Here is a 14,574-nt window from a genome sequence, read left to right on the forward strand (position 1 = left end):
CGCGTGGCCCAGAACGCTACCGCCGAGGCCGCCGCCACGTTGAGCGAGTCGACGCCGCCCGCCATCGGGATGCGGACCACCGTGTCGGCCGCGGCGACCGCGCCGTGCGAGAGCCCGTCACCCTCCGTACCCAGCACGAGAGCAAGACGCTCGTGCCGGCCCGCGGCGATCTGCTCCACCAACTCGTCCAACGAGATCGAGTCGTCGCTCAGCGCCAGCGCGGCGGTGGTGAAGCCGGCCGCACGCAGTTCCTCCAGACCGCCCGGCCACTTCTCCAGCCGCGTCCACGGCACCTGGAAGACGGTCCCCATCGAGACCCGCACCGAACGACGGTAGAGCGGGTCGGCACAACGCGGCGTGACCAGCACGGCATCCACCCCGAGCGCCGCGGCCGACCGGAACGCCGCACCCACGTTCGTGTGGTCCACCAGGTCCTCCAGCACGGCCACGCGCCGCGCCCCCGCTCCCCCGCGAGCGGCGGCCAGGATCTCGGCGACCGGGGCGAGCGGCGGACGGTGCATCGCGGCGAGCGCGCCGCGATGCAGGTGGAACCCGGTGATCTCCTGGAGCACGGGCTCCTCGGCCACGTAGACCGGCACGCCCGGACAGGCGGCGAGCGCGTCCGCCATCACGTCGAGCCAGCGGGGCGCCATGAGGAACGAGCGCGGCCGGTGGCCGGCCTCCAGCGCCCGGTGGATCACCTGGGTGCTCTCGGCGATGTAGAGGCCCTTGGCGGGTTCGTGCTTGCTGCGCAGGGCGACGTCGGTGAGGCGCGTGTAGTCCGCGAGCCGCTCGTCGGCCGGGTCGTCGAGGTGGACGACGTCGGGGTTGGTCACGGTCCCCGATTCTGCCGCACAGGCCGTTATCGCCCCGTTATCACTGACAGCGAAATCCGGGTACTTCCCATGAAGCCCAATGGTTCGCTAATGTCCCCACCAAGGCAACTTCGTACACGACGAAGGAGATCAGTGATGAGAACCGCCAGATCCTCCCGACCCCGCCGCTCCCGGAGTTCCGGCGCGCATCCCGCGCTCCCGCTCTCCTACCAGGAGATCATCGAGCGCACGCCGTCGCTCGACCCCGCGGAGGAGGCGCTGCTCCTCGAGCGGGCCGCCCTCGGCACGGCCGCCGCACGCACCCTCGCGAGGACCGCCGTCTCGCCGTCGCTGCGCGTCGACCTCGAAGCCAGGGTCAAGGCCGGGCAATACGCGAAGGAGCGGCTCGTCCTGGCGTACCTGCGCATCGTGCCCGACGTCGTGAGCGCCTATACCGGCCGCCTGCCGTTCATGGACCTCGTGCAGGAGGGCAACGTCGGCCTCGTGCGCGCCGCCGAGAACTACGACCCCGCCCACGGCACGTTCGCCGCCTTCGCCGCCCGCTGGGTGCGCCGCTCCGTGGTCCGCGCGATCGCCGCCGGGAGGCGCGCCGAGGCGCCGGACGGCGGGTCCTTTCACGACGGGACGCCCACGGCCGAGCAGTCGGTCCTGCGCCGCCGCGTGCGCCAGGCGCTCGCCCACCTGGACGCGGTCGAGGCCAAGGTGCTCGAGATGCGGTTCGGGCTCGTGGACGGCACCACCCGGACGCTCGAGGAGATCAGCCGCCGTCTCGGCGTGACCCGGGAGCGCGTGCAGCAGATCCTCAACGAGGCCCTGATCCGCCTCCGTGACGTCGTGGCGCCGCTGCCGGCCGTGGCCTGAGCACGCGACCGCCCGCGGCTCCGCAAGAACCCAGAGACTCCCCCGAGGGCGCACCCCGCGTGCGCAGGCCTCGCGGGCCGGTGGCCCGACAACGGCGTCGTCCCACCGGCCCGCGAGGATCACGTGCGGTCCGACATCACGTACGGTCCAGCCTGGACACGACCTCGTCGAACGCCTCCTGGTAGGCGGTCGTGCGCGGATAGCCGCCGTGCAGGCCGATCTCGAACAGGTACGCCGAGCGGTCGACCTCCTCGGCCCCGCGGTCGATCTCGTTCGGCTCGTACCCGACCACGGGGAACCCCAGGAAGTCCGTGCGCCGCCACAGGTTGATCCACGCCGGCGGGCCGGGCCGCGGCGCCGCCGTCGCCCCGGTTCCCGTTGCCTCCTGTCCCGCCAGCTCCTGTCCCGCCACCTCGTGTCCCGTCGCGTCCGTTCCCGTCGTGGCGCCCGGCACGAGCAGCCCGCGCAGGCTGAGGTCCGGCGCGGGAGCCGGCTGGAGGTCGACGTCGTCCACTCTCCACGGGTCGCCCGACCACGCGGGCGGGCCGACCGGCGGGAGGCCGAGCGCCTCGGGCCCGAGCAGCTCGGGGAAGAACCGGCCGAAGTAGGGACGGAGCTGGACGCCGTAGGTGAGCAGGCCGATCCGGCCATCGGCCGACACCTGCCGGTGCACCGGGTTGCCGGACCTGATGAGCACCACCGCCGCGGCGATGACGCCGCCGATGGAGTGCGCCGACAGCACCACGCGACGGCGGCGGGCGACGGCCTCGCGGTACGCGTCGTCGTCGACGTCGACCGCCGTGAGCCACGAGTCCACGCGGCTGCGCACCTCGGGGACCGCACGCTCGGCGTAGCTCGGCGGGCCGAACGGGTGGGCGCTGCGGGGCAGGAAGCACAGGACATCCCAGAGCAGACCCCACGGCCGGGTGTCGTTGGCGACTGCTCCGGCCAGGGCGCTGGCGACCAGCGCGGCCGCGAGCGTGCCCAGCATCGGCACCGCCAGCGCGGCGAGCCAGGCCGGCACGGTGAACAGGCCGGACGGGTCGCCCATGAAGCCGGGGAGCGCCAGCGTGGCGGGGTCGCCCAGGTCACCGGGCGCCACCGCCAGCGGGACGGTGGCGACCAACGCGACCCAGGACGCGACGGCCAGTGCGGACACCGCGAGCTCGGAACGGTGGGACATCGCGGCGAGCTGCCGGGCGCGCAGGGCTCGCTGGGCGGCCGGGTTGAGCATGCCGGGATCGATCACGTCACCGGCACGCACGCCCGGGAGCCCGCGGCCGGCGGCCCGCGCGGCCCGGGCCCCGGGACCGCGGCGCGGCCCGTACGTGTCGACCGCGGGCGGGATCCACAGCGTGCCGCTGCGCACGGCGTCCACTCCCGCCGGCGCCACCAATGCCACCAGGAGGATCAGGGACACCACGACGATGACCGCGACGCTCGCGCCGAACTCCGTGTACACGGGCGGGACGGGCACGATCTCGCCCGGGTCGGCGTCGATCACGACCTCGACGAACAGCCCGCCGCGGGACTCGGGCACGACGACGCCCGTCGGGGCGGAGCGCAGATACCACTGCACCCCCACGACGGCGAGGCTGGAGAAGATCGCCGCGGCCGCCGTCGAGAGCAGGAGGAACACGCCCGGCCCCGCTCCGCCCCAGCCCTCGGCACGCGAACCGTTCGCCCGCCGACGGGCCACCGCCCACGCGGCGGGAACCGCGAGCGCGACCACCGCCACGGACAGCAGCACGGCCCGGACGGTGATCGGCAAGGGCTGCCCGCCCGGGGCGGCGAGCGTGGCCACCGCCGTGCAGGCCGTCGCGACCAGCGGAGGGAGGAGCCAGACCACCGTCAGCGCGGCGCCCGGGCGGCGGGCGCGCCGCCACACCAGGGCCGCCGACGCGATCCCCGTGAGCGCGACGACCAGGAGGCCCGGCGTCGCCTCGATCCCGATCAGCCGCGGCGTCTCGGCCGGCGGGTCGGCGCGGGCCAGTGTGACCCACGCCCCCGCCCAGACCAGCAGGCCGGCGACGAGCAGGGCGAACGCGGCGCGAGGCTTCCAGCGAGGCGCCTCGACCTGGACGCCGTCGTCGTCGGTGCGCAGGGCGACGATCCACGTGGCCACCATCGCCACGGCGAAGCCCGGCGCGGCCGCCCAGGCCGTGCGCTCCGACGTCCACAGCATGAGCGCCGAGAGCAGGCCGAGCGCCGCGGCCAGGTGGCTGTAGAGCGCCCCCGTGCCGGTGCGGCGCGTCCAGAAGCCGGGACGACGTAGGACGGGACCGTCGCCGGACGCCGCCGTCTCGCCGGCCATCAGTGCGGAGACACGGGACTCGAACTTGACGCTGCCGCTGTGCGCGATGAGCACCAGGACGGCGACGGCGACCACCGACACGAGCGACAGCCAGCCGAGCCGGTCGCCGTGGTCCAGGCGAGCCATCCAGTACAGCTCGTCGGGAATGCGCGCGCAGACGGAGACGGTCTCGCCGGCCACCAGCCCCATGCACCGGGTACCGATCGTGGACAGGGCGATCGCGGCCGTCGTCGTCGTGAACAGGAGCGTGAGGAACAGGGCGAAGACCCTGGTGAGCGCGGCCGAGGGGTCGGGCAGGATGCGACCGGCCGTGGGTTCGCGCAGCGCGGGCGGGATGCGCCGGGCCCAGTACCCGGCGTTCGCCAGCCCGAACGGCACGATCGCCACCCACATCACCCGCGTCGCCGCCGTGCCGACGAGACCGAGCACCCCGCCGAACGGCAGGCGGCCCAGGCGTGACATCGCACCCCAGGAGTAGGCCTCGCGGCGCACGTCGTTACGGATCTCGTGCGGGTCACCCGCGGGGATCTCCCGGTCCCGTACGTCGCCCGGCGCCGGCTCGCGGTCGCGGGCGTCGGCCTCGGGGGTCGGCACCCAGAAGCTGCCGAGGCCGTCCCCGTCGGTCTGGACCACCTCGCCGGCGGGCAGGTCGAGGATGTGGTGCGGCTGCGGGCTCGCCACGCCGTGGATCCGCAGCTCGAGGATGTCCTGGCCGGGGGCGACGGGGACGTGCCGGCCCGGGGGCTCGTCGCGCCGCACCGCCTGCGGCTCGGCGCGGGCGGCGTCCGGCCGCTCGGGCTGCTCGGCCCGCTCGGGCTCCTCGCGGTCGGTGGCGGGCTGCGGGGAGTCTGGCTCACGCACGTGGCTCATGGATGCCTTCTGTGACGGGGTCAGGACAACAGAACGCCACCAAACTAGGACGGACACCGCATTTGCGCTAGGGCTCAGGCGGGAGCGGGAGCCTCCTGCCCCTCCGGCGCCGGCTCCTCGTCCGTCACCGGCGCCGCGAACTGGCTCTCGTAGAGGCGCGCGTACGCGCCGCCCGCCGCGAGCAGTTCCGCGTGGGAGCCCTGCTCCACGATGTCGCCGTGCTCCATCACGAGGATCACGTCGGCGTCGCGGATCGTGGACAGGCGGTGGGCGATCACGAACGCCGTGCGGCCCTGGCGCAGCCGGTGCATCGCCTCCTGGACGAGCACCTCCGTGCGCGTGTCGACGGAGCTCGTCGCCTCGTCGAGCACCAGGATCTCCGGGTCGGCGAGGAACGCGCGGGCGATCGTCAGGAGCTGCTTCTCGCCCGCCGAGAGGCTCGATCCCTCGTCGTCGATCTCGGTCCGGTAGCCGTCCGGCAGGGTGCGCACGAACGGGTCCACGTGCGTGGCGCGGGCGGCCTCCAGGAACTCCTCGTCGGTGATCTCGCGCCGCACGCCGTAGCGCAGGTTCTCCTCGATGGAACCCTTGAACAGCCACGTGTCCTGGAGCACCATCCCGATGCTGCCGCGCAGCGCCTCGCGCGTCATCTCGCGGGTGTCGACGCCGCCGAGCGTGATACGGCCGCCATTCACCTCGTAGAAGCGCATCAGGAGGTTCACCAGCGTCGTCTTGCCCGCGCCCGTCGGCCCGACGATCGCGACCGTCTGCCCCGGCTCCGCCGTCAGGTCCAGCCCGGTGATCAGGGGCTTGGCCGGGTCGTACGAGAACTCGACGTCCTCGAACACCACGCGTCCCCGCACCGGGCCGCCCTCGCCCGGCGGCACCGGACGGGCCGGGTCCGGCTCCTGCTCCGGGGCGTCGAGCAGGTCGAAGACCCGCTCGATCGACGCCACGCCCGACTGCAGCAGGTTCATCATCGAGGCGACCTGCGTCAGCGGCTGCGTGAACTGGCGGGAGTACTGGATGAACGCCTGCACGTCGCCGATGGTCAGCTGCCCCGACGCCACCCGCAGGCCGCCCACCACCGCGATCACCACGTAGTTGAGGTTCCCGATGAAGCCCATCGACGGCTGCATCGTGCCGGAGATGAACTGCGCGTTACGGGTCGCGACGTGCAGGCGCTCGTTCTCCTGGGCGAACGTCTCCGCCGCGGTGCGCTGCTGCCCGTACACCCGCACGAGCGAGTGCCCGGTGAACATCTCCTCGATGTGCGCGTTGAGCCTGCCGGTGCTGGACCACTGCTCGATGAACTGCGGCTGGCTGCGCTTCGCGATCTGCATCGTGACCACCACCGACAGGGGCACGGTCACGAGCGCCACCAGCGCCAGGATCCACGAGATCCAGAACATCATGGCCAGCACGCCCACCACGGTCAGCAGGGAGGTGACCAGCTGCGCGAGGGTCTGGGTGGCCGTCTGGGACGCGTTGTCGATGTCGTTGGTGACGCGCGACAGGATCTCCCCGCGCCGCTGCCTGTCGACGTACGACAGCGGGATGCGGTGCAGCTTCGCCTCGACGTCGTCGCGCAGGCGGCGCATGGTGTTCTGCACGGCCACCGCCGTGATCCGCGCCTGCAGCCAGCCGAACACGAACGCCGCCACGTACACGGCCACCGCCCAGGCGAGGACGGTGATCAGCTGTCCGGTGTCGATGCCCTGGCCGGCCACCACGCCGGTCATGCCCGAGAGCATGTCGGCCAACTGGTCCTCGCCCCGGGCGCGCAGCCCCGCCACGATCCCCTCGGTCGGGGTCCCCGCCGGGACCTGACCGCCGAGCATCGTGCCGACCACGCCGCGGAAGATGACGTTCGTCGCCTCGCCGAGGATCTTCGGGCCCGCCACGGTGAGCGCGACCGAGATCACGCCGAACAGGGTCAGGACCACCACGCGCGCCCGCTCGGGCCGCATGACCGCGGCGAAGCGCCTCAGCGACCCGGTGAAGTCGAGCGCCTTCTCGGCCGGCATGCCCATCCCGCCCATCGGGCCGGCCCCCGGGCCGCGCCGGGCACCGCCGCGCAGGGCCTCGCGCGTCGTCTCCTCGTCGGCGGTCCTGGACCCAGGGGTCCCGGCGTCGCCGGCGGCGTCGCCCGACGGCGTCCCGTTCTGCGCGCTCATGCCGCCTCCTCCAGGCTCATCTGGCTCGTCACGATCTCCTCGTAGGTCTCGCTGTAGTCCGGATGGTCCCGGTCGAGCAGCTCGTGGTGCCGCCCGCGGCCGACGATCCTCCCGTGGTCGAGCACGAGGATCTGATCGGCGTCACGGATCGTCGCCACGCGCTGCGCCACGACGATCACCGTGGACTCCCGGGTACGGGGCGCGAGGGCTGCCCGCAGCCGGGCGTCGGTGGCGTAGTCCAGCGCGGAGAACGAGTCGTCGAACAGGTAGACCTTCGGTTCGCGCACCACGGCACGTGCCATCGCCAGGCGCTGGCGCTGGCCGCCGGAGAAGGTGCTGCCGCCCTGTCCGACCGGCGCGTCGAGGCCTCCGGGCAGCGCCTCCACGAAGTCCCGCGCCTGGACGATCTCCAGCGCCCGCCACATCTCGGCCTCGGTCGCGTCCGGCTTGCCGTAGCGCAGATTGCTGGCGATCGTGCCGCTGAACAGGAACGCCTTCTGCGGCACCATGCCGAGCAGCGAGCCCAGGTCGTCGGTGCTCAGGCGCCGCACGTCGACGCCGTCGATCAGCACGCGGCCACCGGTCGCGTCGAACAGCCGCGGCACCAGGTTCAGGAGCGTGGTCTTGCCCGCGCCCGTGGAGCCGATGATCGCCGTGGTCTCCCCCGGGCGAGCCGTGAAGCTCAGGTCGTGCAGCACCGGCGCCTCGGCTCCCGGGTACCCGAAGGTGACGTCGTCGAACGTGATCAGGCCACGTGGGCCGGCGCCGTCGGACAGGCCGGCCAGCGGGGCCGGCTCGGCCGGCTCGCCGACCGACGTCCTCGTGCCGAGCACCTCCGCGATGCGGCCCGCCGCGACGGCGGCGCGCGGCACCATCATGACCATCATCGTGGACATCATCACGGCCATGAGGATGAACATCAGGTACGCGATGAACGCGGTCAGCGCGCCGATCTGCATCTCCCCGGAGTCGATGCGGCCGGCGCCGAACCAGAGCACGGCCACGCTCGACAGGTTCATGATGAGCATGACCAGCGGGAACGCCATCGCCATGAGCTTGCCCGCCCCGAGCGACGTGTCGTAGAGGGCCTCGTTGGCGACGTCGAACCGCTCGGCCTCGCGCCGCTCGCGGACGAACGCGCGCACCACGCGCAGGCCGGTGATCTGCTCGCGCAGCACGCTGTTGATCGCGTCGATCCGGCTCTGCATGGCCCGGAAGTACGGCACCATGCGCCACATCAGCAGCCCCACGCACACCAGCAGCACCGGGACGACGACGAGCAGCAGCATGGACAGCTCCACGTCCTCCTGCAGCGCCATGATCACCCCGCCCACCAGCATGATCGGCGCCATCACCATGATGGTGAACATCATGATCAGCACCTGCTGCACCTGCTGGACGTCGTTGGTGGTGCGGGTGATGAGGGTCGGCGCCCCGAACTGTCCCACCTCGCGGGCGCTGAACGTCTGCACCGTCGAGAACAGGTCCCGCCGGACGTCCCGGCCGAACGCGGTGGCGGCCCTCGCGCCGAGGTACACCGCGCCGACCGCCGTGGCGGCCTGCAGCAGGCTCACGCCGAGCATCCAGCCGCCGGTCCGCCAGATGTAGGCGATGTCGCCCTGCACCACGCCGTTGTCGATGATGTCGGCGTTCAGCGACGGCAGGTAGAGATTGGCCAGCGTCTGCAGGAGCTGGAGCACCAGCAGCAGAGCGACGGCCACCCAGTACGGGCGCAGGTACCTGCGCATGAGCGTGATGAGCAATTCAGTCTTCCTCGCTGTGATGAGAGGCCGCGCTGCCGCCGGCGTACGCGGCGGGGGGCGAGTAATGGGTATCAGGAACCTTCTGCTCCGGCGAGCGCTTTTCGCCGACGATCCCGTGGACCAGCGCGTCGGCGAGAACATCGGCCGGGAGGGGCGCGGTCAGCTCCTCCGGCCCCGCCCAGCGGTGCGCGGTGGCCGCCTCGATCAGCGCGACGGCCACCGCGAGCGGCACCCGCAGGTGGTCCAGGTCCTGGGCGAGCACGCGGCCCAGGCTCTCCTCGATCACCGTGCGGCGCGTTTCCTTCTGCGCCATGAGTCGCGACCGCATCTCGTGCGCGCGCTCCTGGTGCGCGGGATCCCGCGCGTCCATGGGCTCGCGGCCGTGCATCGCGCGCAGCACCATGACCCACGCGGTGGCCTCCTCCGAGCGCCGCTGGCCGAGCTCGATGATCCGCCGCACCCGCTCCACGAGCGGCAGCCGGGCGTCGACGGACTCGAGGTCCGCGCGGGCGTTCGCCGGGTCCGAGGCCCGCAGCAGCCCCTTCAGGGCGACCTCGCCGATCAGGCACGCCTTGTCACCGAACGCGCGGAACAGGGTGCCCTCGGCGACACCCGCGGCGTCGGCGAGCTCGCGCGAGGTCGCGTCGACGCCGCGCTCCGCGACGAGCGGCATCACGGCCTCGACGATCGCGGCCCGACGGTCCTCCGGCGCCATCGGCGCGGCGCGGCGACGCCCGTCGCCCGCAGCCGTGGCGGAGGTCTCTCGACTGTATGGCACGGTGACAGCCTAAATGAGTGAGCACTCACTCCGCAACCTGGAGCCGACGCCGGTGGTCGGCCCGATGTCGAGCGGCCGATCACACGACCGGCGACCGACCACGCGGCCGGATCGAGCGTGCAAAAAGGCCGCCCCGCCCACGAGATCGTGGGCGGGGCGGCCAAGGTCCCTCCGGAACTACTGCTGCGGCGGAGCCGGCGGAGGCGGCGGGACCTCCCCCTCGTCGCCGTTCACCGGACGCGGGCGCGGCGTGGGCGGCGCCTGGCGCGCCTGCGTCGAACCGCCGGGGCGCTGGCCCCGCTCGGCCGACGGGTCGAACGGCGCGCCGGAGCGGGTGCCCGACTCGGTCGCGTCCGCCGTGGCGGCCTCCGCCTGGCGCTGGGCCTCGGCCAGGGCGTCGCCCGCGCTCGGCAGGATGCCGCCCCCGGTGAGGAAGTCCGTGGTCGGCGTGACCGGCGGCGTCGGCTCCCCGCCCCCGTCGCCGGCCCCGGCCGCGCCGCCACCGCCGAAGCCCTTGGCGATGCTCGCCATCGCGGCGGTGAACTCGGTGGGGATCACCCAGTTGGTGTTCGAGGTGCCGTTCGCGAGCTGCGGCAGCATCTGGATGTACTGGTAGCTCAGCAGCTTCGGGTCCGCGTTGCCGCGGTGGATCGCCTCGAAGACCTGGAGGATCGCGCGCGCCTCACCCTCGGCCTCGAGGATCTGGGACTGCGCCGAACCCTCGGCCCGCAGGATCGCCGACTGCTTCTCACCCTCGGCGGTGAGGATCGCCGACTGCTTGACACCCTCAGCCGTGAGGATCGCGGCGCGGCGGTCGCGCTCGGCGCGCATCTGCTGCTCCATGGCGCCCTGCACGGAGGCGGGAGGGTCGATCGACTTCAGCTCCACGCGGTTGACGCGGATGCCCCAGCGGCCCGTCGCCTCGTCCAGCACGCCGCGCAGCTGGCCGTTGATCTGGTCGCGGCTGGTGAGCGTCTGCTCGAGATCCATCGAACCGATGACGTTACGCAGCGTGGTCACGGTCAGCTGCTCGATCGCCGTGATGTAGTTCGCGATCTCGTAGACGGCCGACCGGGCGTCGGTCACCTGGAAGTAGATGACCGTGTCGATCTCGACCACCAGGTTGTCGCTCGTGATCACGGGCTGCGGCGGGAACGACACGACCTGCTCGCGCATGTCGACGCCGGCGCGCACCTTGTCGATGAACGGCACCAGCAGGTGGAAGCCCGGTGTCAGCGTCGTGTGGAACTTACCGAGGCGCTCGATGACCAGCGCCACGGACTGGGGCACGATCCGCACCGCCCGCGACAGTGCCACCAGGACGACGATGACGAGTATGAGGAGGACTATCCACAGTCCGATGTTTTCCACAAGCCTCTCCTACCGCGGGCGCACCCGCTGGAACGATGTGTACGTGATCTATCCGGGCGCGGGCGGTCAGGCGGACCGGTCGGCCGACTTCGGCGCGACCACCGCGGTCGCACCGTCGATGCGCACCACCTGCACCGTAGTCCCCTCCGGCAGCGGAGGCGAGCCTTCCGCCACGCGTGCCGTCCAGACCTCGCCCATGAGCTTGACCAGGCCGCTCACCTCGGTCACGTCCTCGACCACCGACGCCGTCCGGCCCACGTGGGCCTCGGCGTTCGTCAGGGTCTCGGGCCCGCCCTTGGACAGGTACCGCTTCAGCGGCGGACGCACGGTCAGCAGCAGGATCGTCGAGACGACGGCGAACACGATCACCTGGACCCACAGCGGCTGACCCGCCGCGTTGGCTCCGGCAGCCGCGAGCGCGCCGCCCGCGAACATGATGAAGACGAAATCGAGCGTCGTGATCTCGATCAGGCCGAGTATCAGGGCCGCGCCGACCCACCACAACCACTCCATGGGAATCCCCTCCCCGAGGCTGAGCGCTCACCTGGCGCCTTTGCCCGAAGATTACCAATCCCTCACACTGCGTTCCAGCAAAATCGGGCGAAGTCGCGAAGACTTTTCGATCAACGCCGGCTGACGCCGGTCAACGGGTCAGCGCGCGGCCCGCGCCAGCCAGCGTCCCCCGCCGTGCGCGACGACGAGCGGCAGCCCGAACGCGGCCGACAGGTTGTCCGCGGTGAGGACCTCGTCGATCGGGCCGGCCGCGTGGATGCGGCTGCGCCCCATGAGCAGCACGTGCGTGAAGCCCTCCGGGATCTCCTCCACGTGGTGGGTGACCAGCACCAGCACCGGCGACGCCGGATCGCCGGCGAGTTCCGTCAGCGCCGCCAGCAGCTCCTCCCGGCCGCCGAGGTCCAGCCCGGCGGCGGGCTCGTCGAGCAGGAGCAGCTCCGGGTCGGTCATGAGGGCCCGCGCGATCTGCACGCGCTTGCGCTCGCCCTCGGACAGGGTGCCGTAGTGCCGGTCGGCGAGCTTGGCGACGTCGAACGCCCCGAGCAGGTCGGCGGCGCGCTGCTCGTCGACCTCGTCGTACGACTCCTGCCAGCGGCCCGTCACCCCGTAGGCGGCGGTGAGGACGACGTCGCGCACCGTCTCGCCGCCCGGGATCCGGTCGGCGAGCGACGCCGACGACAGCCCGACACGCGGGCGCAGCTCGAACACGTCGGTGCGGCCGAGCCGCTCCCCCAGGATCTCGGCGCTGCCCGCGGTGGGGTGCATGCGGGTCGCGACGATCTGCAGCAGCGTCGTCTTGCCCGCGCCGTTCGGTCCCAGCACGATCCAGCGTTCGCCCTCGTTCACCCGCCAGTCCACCGAGTCGAGGATGGTCGTGGTGCCGCGCCGGACAGTGACGCCCGAAAGGTCGAGAACCGTGCTCATGGTCCACAACAGTAACCGACATGTCCCATACTGTGAGGGCGATGAACACAGCGCCGGACCTGCCCCGCAGCGTCGTCCTCGCTCTCTGGCTGCAGGGCGTGGGCGACACCTCGGACGCCGCGGGCGCCATCCAGGGGGACGACGAGCCGCACCGCGTCCACGGCCTGCCCGGCGTGTGGGACGGCACGGACCTCGGCACGCTGCTCACGACGTGGACGCACGGCCCGCGGACCGTGGCCGCGCTCCTCCCGGTGGCCGGCGATCCCGCCGGGGTCCCGGCCGCAGTGAACCACGACGCCACGGAGGCCGGCGAGTGCGTGGTCATCACGACGCCGGACGGAAGCTGGGCCGCCGTGCCGGACATCACGCCGTTCGGCAGTCACCTCGAGCCCGGCCACCTGGTCGAGTGGAAGGTACAGCCGGTGCCCGACTGGAGCACGGGGCTGTTCGGCACGCTCGGGTCGGTGTCCGACGCCGAGCGCGAGCTGCGCACCAGCCTCATGACCGCCACGGACGCCCTGGACTCGCTCGACGTCGCCCGCTGGCGCGACGACGCGGCCGACGCCATCGAGCGCCTCCGCGCCGCCAGCACCGCCGACTGGCCCGTGCCGCACCTCGACGGCCGCCGCGCGCGGGTCCTGCAGCTGGCCGCGCGCCTGCGCGCGATCGTCGCGCTGGGCGCGGTGGACGACGGCGGTGCGGTGAACCTCTGGCAGGCGGACCAGCGCAGCACGGCGCTGCGGGAGGTGGACCGGACGGCACGCCACGCCATGAGCGCGGCAACCTACGGCGAGATCCCCTGACGACCGACTCACGTTCGGCAGGGGCTCGAAGCCCTGCTGAACCCGACTCAGGAAAGGCTCCCCCCGGGGGGGATCAGGGGCTGAGGAGGGCGAGGACTTCGTCCAGCCGACCGTCCACCGCGTGGGGTGCCTGGGCCTTGACCACCGGCTTCGCCCGGAACGCCACCCCGGTCCCCGCCGCGGCGATCATGTCGAGGTCGTTCGCGCCGTCACCCACCGCAACCGTCGCCGGTATCGGCACGCCCTCCGCCGCCGCCCATTCGCGCAGGGTCGCGGCCTTCGCGGCCCGGTCGATCACCGGACCGACGGTCCGCCCGGTCAGGACGCCGCCGGACACCTCGAGGCGGTTCGCGCGCACGAGCCGGATGCCGAGGTCCTCCGCGATCGGCCGCACGATCTCCTCGAAGCCGCCCGAGACCAGCCCGAACGCCCAGCCCCGCGCGTGGCACGCCGCCACGAGCTCGGCCGCGCCCGGCATGAGCTCGACGGCGTCACGCACCTTGTCCAGGGCGTCGACGGGGACGCCGGCGAGCGTCGCGACGCGCTCGCGCAGCGATCCCGCGAAGTCGAGCTCGCCGCGCATCGCGCGCTCGGTCACGGCGGCGACCTCGTCGCGGGTCCCCGCGTGGTCGGCGATGAGCTCGATGACCTCCTGCTGCAGGAAGGTGGAATCGACGTCGGTCACGATCAGGCGCTTCACGCGCAACAGTGTGCCCGACGTCGTGCGGCCGCCGCAGATCCCTCCGCGGTGCGGGCGGTGCGGGCGCTCAGCCCTGCGGCCTGCCCACGTGGGTGAGCACCGCCGAGGAGCGGTCCCACGCGGACCACGGGGTCTCGGCCGGGGCCTCCAGCACGGAGTAGGTGGCGGTCGGCACGCCGGCGCGGACCTGCGCGAGGGCGGCGTCGTCGGAGCCGGGGCCGGCGAGGTAGGACGCGGTCGCGGCCATCGTGGGCTCGTGGCCGATCACCAGGACGGTGCGTGCGCTGTCGTCGAGCTCGCCGACGAGCGCGAGCACGTCGCTCACGCGGGCGTTGTACAGGCTGTCGGTGACGACGACGAGCGGGCCGTCGATGCGCCGGCCGTTCAGACCGCTCTTGGCCAGGTCCCACGTCTGGCGCGTGCGCAACGCGGAGGAGACGAGGACGACGTCCGGCACGGCGCCGAGCGCGACGAGCGCCGCGCTCAGCCCGGCCGCCTGCGTGCGGCCCCGCAGGGCGAGGGGGCGCAGCGCGTCGTCAGAGGTCGTGGCCGGCTCGGCCTTGGCGTGACGCAACAGGACGAGCCGACGCACCGGCGTCGTCGACGCCACCTCCTCGCGTTGCCTGGCCACGATCTCTCCTTCCGTTCGGCGGCGCCTCCCGGA

Annotated in this window: 12 protein-coding genes; 2 read left to right on the forward strand and 10 right to left on the reverse strand. The window is 72.9% G+C overall.

The window, feature by feature from the left end:
* On the reverse strand, positions 1 to 836 hold an 836-nt coding region (locus IIE03_RS08265), incomplete at its 3' end, for a TrmH family RNA methyltransferase (protein ID WP_192862277.1).
* Between the two features lie 135 nt (positions 837 to 971).
* Between IIE03_RS08265 and IIE03_RS08270 the strand changes: the two genes are divergently transcribed.
* On the forward strand, positions 972 to 1,697 hold the full coding sequence (locus IIE03_RS08270; RefSeq protein WP_192862278.1) for a sigma-70 family RNA polymerase sigma factor: 726 nt from the start codon (positions 972 to 974) through the stop codon (positions 1,695 to 1,697).
* Positions 1,698 to 1,833: 136 nt separating this feature from the next.
* Here the strand turns inward: IIE03_RS08270 and IIE03_RS08275 are convergent, their stop codons facing one another.
* From IIE03_RS08275 to IIE03_RS08305, 7 genes are all read right to left on the reverse strand, one after another.
* Positions 1,834 to 4,881, reverse strand: a complete 3,048-nt coding sequence (locus IIE03_RS08275; protein WP_192862279.1) for a hypothetical protein — start codon at positions 4,879 to 4,881, stop codon at positions 1,834 to 1,836.
* A gap of 74 nt (positions 4,882 to 4,955) precedes the next feature.
* The gene (locus IIE03_RS08280; protein ID WP_192862280.1) at positions 4,956 to 7,058 is read right to left on the reverse strand and encodes an ABC transporter ATP-binding protein; all 2,103 of its coding nucleotides are present in this window, start codon (positions 7,056 to 7,058) and stop codon (positions 4,956 to 4,958) included.
* Positions 7,055 to 8,821, reverse strand: a complete 1,767-nt coding sequence (locus tag IIE03_RS08285; RefSeq protein ID WP_192862281.1) for an ABC transporter ATP-binding protein — start codon at positions 8,819 to 8,821, stop codon at positions 7,055 to 7,057. The genes IIE03_RS08280 and IIE03_RS08285 overlap by 4 nt, the downstream gene beginning before the upstream one ends.
* 1 nt (position 8,822) lies before the next feature.
* The gene (locus IIE03_RS08290) at positions 8,823 to 9,599 is read right to left on the reverse strand and encodes a TetR/AcrR family transcriptional regulator (protein WP_318842875.1); all 777 of its coding nucleotides are present in this window, start codon (positions 9,597 to 9,599) and stop codon (positions 8,823 to 8,825) included.
* A 177-nt stretch (positions 9,600 to 9,776) separates the two neighbouring features.
* Positions 9,777 to 10,970 carry an SPFH domain-containing protein gene (locus IIE03_RS08295; RefSeq protein ID WP_192862282.1) on the reverse strand — a complete coding sequence of 398 codons (1,194 nt, stop codon included), beginning with the start codon at positions 10,968 to 10,970 and terminating at the stop codon, positions 9,777 to 9,779.
* A gap of 66 nt (positions 10,971 to 11,036) precedes the next feature.
* Entirely contained in the window at positions 11,037 to 11,483 is a 447-nt protein-coding gene (locus tag IIE03_RS08300; protein WP_192862283.1) for an NfeD family protein, read from the reverse strand.
* Positions 11,484 to 11,621: 138 nt separating this feature from the next.
* Positions 11,622 to 12,407 carry an ABC transporter ATP-binding protein gene (locus tag IIE03_RS08305; protein ID WP_192862284.1) on the reverse strand — a complete coding sequence of 262 codons (786 nt, stop codon included), beginning with the start codon at positions 12,405 to 12,407 and terminating at the stop codon, positions 11,622 to 11,624.
* A gap of 41 nt (positions 12,408 to 12,448) precedes the next feature.
* Here IIE03_RS08305 and IIE03_RS08310 point away from each other — a divergent pair, with 41 nt between their 5' ends.
* Positions 12,449 to 13,210, forward strand: coding sequence for a hypothetical protein (locus IIE03_RS08310; protein WP_192862285.1), 762 nt, complete (start codon positions 12,449 to 12,451; stop codon positions 13,208 to 13,210).
* A 73-nt stretch (positions 13,211 to 13,283) separates the two neighbouring features.
* Here the strand turns inward: IIE03_RS08310 and serB are convergent, their stop codons facing one another.
* A complete protein-coding gene (serB, locus tag IIE03_RS08315; RefSeq protein WP_192862286.1) occupies positions 13,284 to 13,916 on the reverse strand; it encodes a phosphoserine phosphatase SerB in 633 nt (210 codons plus the stop codon).
* Between the two features lie 61 nt (positions 13,917 to 13,977).
* Positions 13,978 to 14,541, reverse strand: coding sequence for a SixA phosphatase family protein (locus IIE03_RS08320; RefSeq protein ID WP_192862287.1), 564 nt, complete (start codon positions 14,539 to 14,541; stop codon positions 13,978 to 13,980).
* Positions 14,542 to 14,574: the final 33 nt, after the last annotated feature.

Origin of the sequence: Myceligenerans pegani (genome assembly GCF_014892515.1) — a bacterium.
GTDB lineage: Bacteria > Actinomycetota > Actinomycetes > Actinomycetales > Cellulomonadaceae > Myceligenerans > Myceligenerans pegani.

Bases quoted from the DNA above. Each gene is read 5' to 3' on its own strand.
- IIE03_RS08305 (WP_192862284.1), bottom strand. From the start codon at position 12,407: ATGAGCACGGTTCTCGACCTTTCGGGCGTCACTGTCCGGCGCGGCACC.
- IIE03_RS08280 (WP_192862280.1), bottom strand. From the start codon at position 7,058: ATGAGCGCGCAGAACGGGACGCCGTCGGGCGACGCCGCCGGCGACGCC.
- IIE03_RS08275 (WP_192862279.1), bottom strand. From the start codon at position 4,881: ATGAGCCACGTGCGTGAGCCAGACTCCCCGCAGCCCGCCACCGACCGC.
- IIE03_RS08300 (WP_192862283.1), bottom strand. From the start codon at position 11,483: ATGGAGTGGTTGTGGTGGGTCGGCGCGGCCCTGATACTCGGCCTGATC.
- IIE03_RS08270 (WP_192862278.1), top strand. From the start codon at position 972: ATGAGAACCGCCAGATCCTCCCGACCCCGCCGCTCCCGGAGTTCCGGC.
- IIE03_RS08310 (WP_192862285.1), top strand. From the start codon at position 12,449: ATGAACACAGCGCCGGACCTGCCCCGCAGCGTCGTCCTCGCTCTCTGG.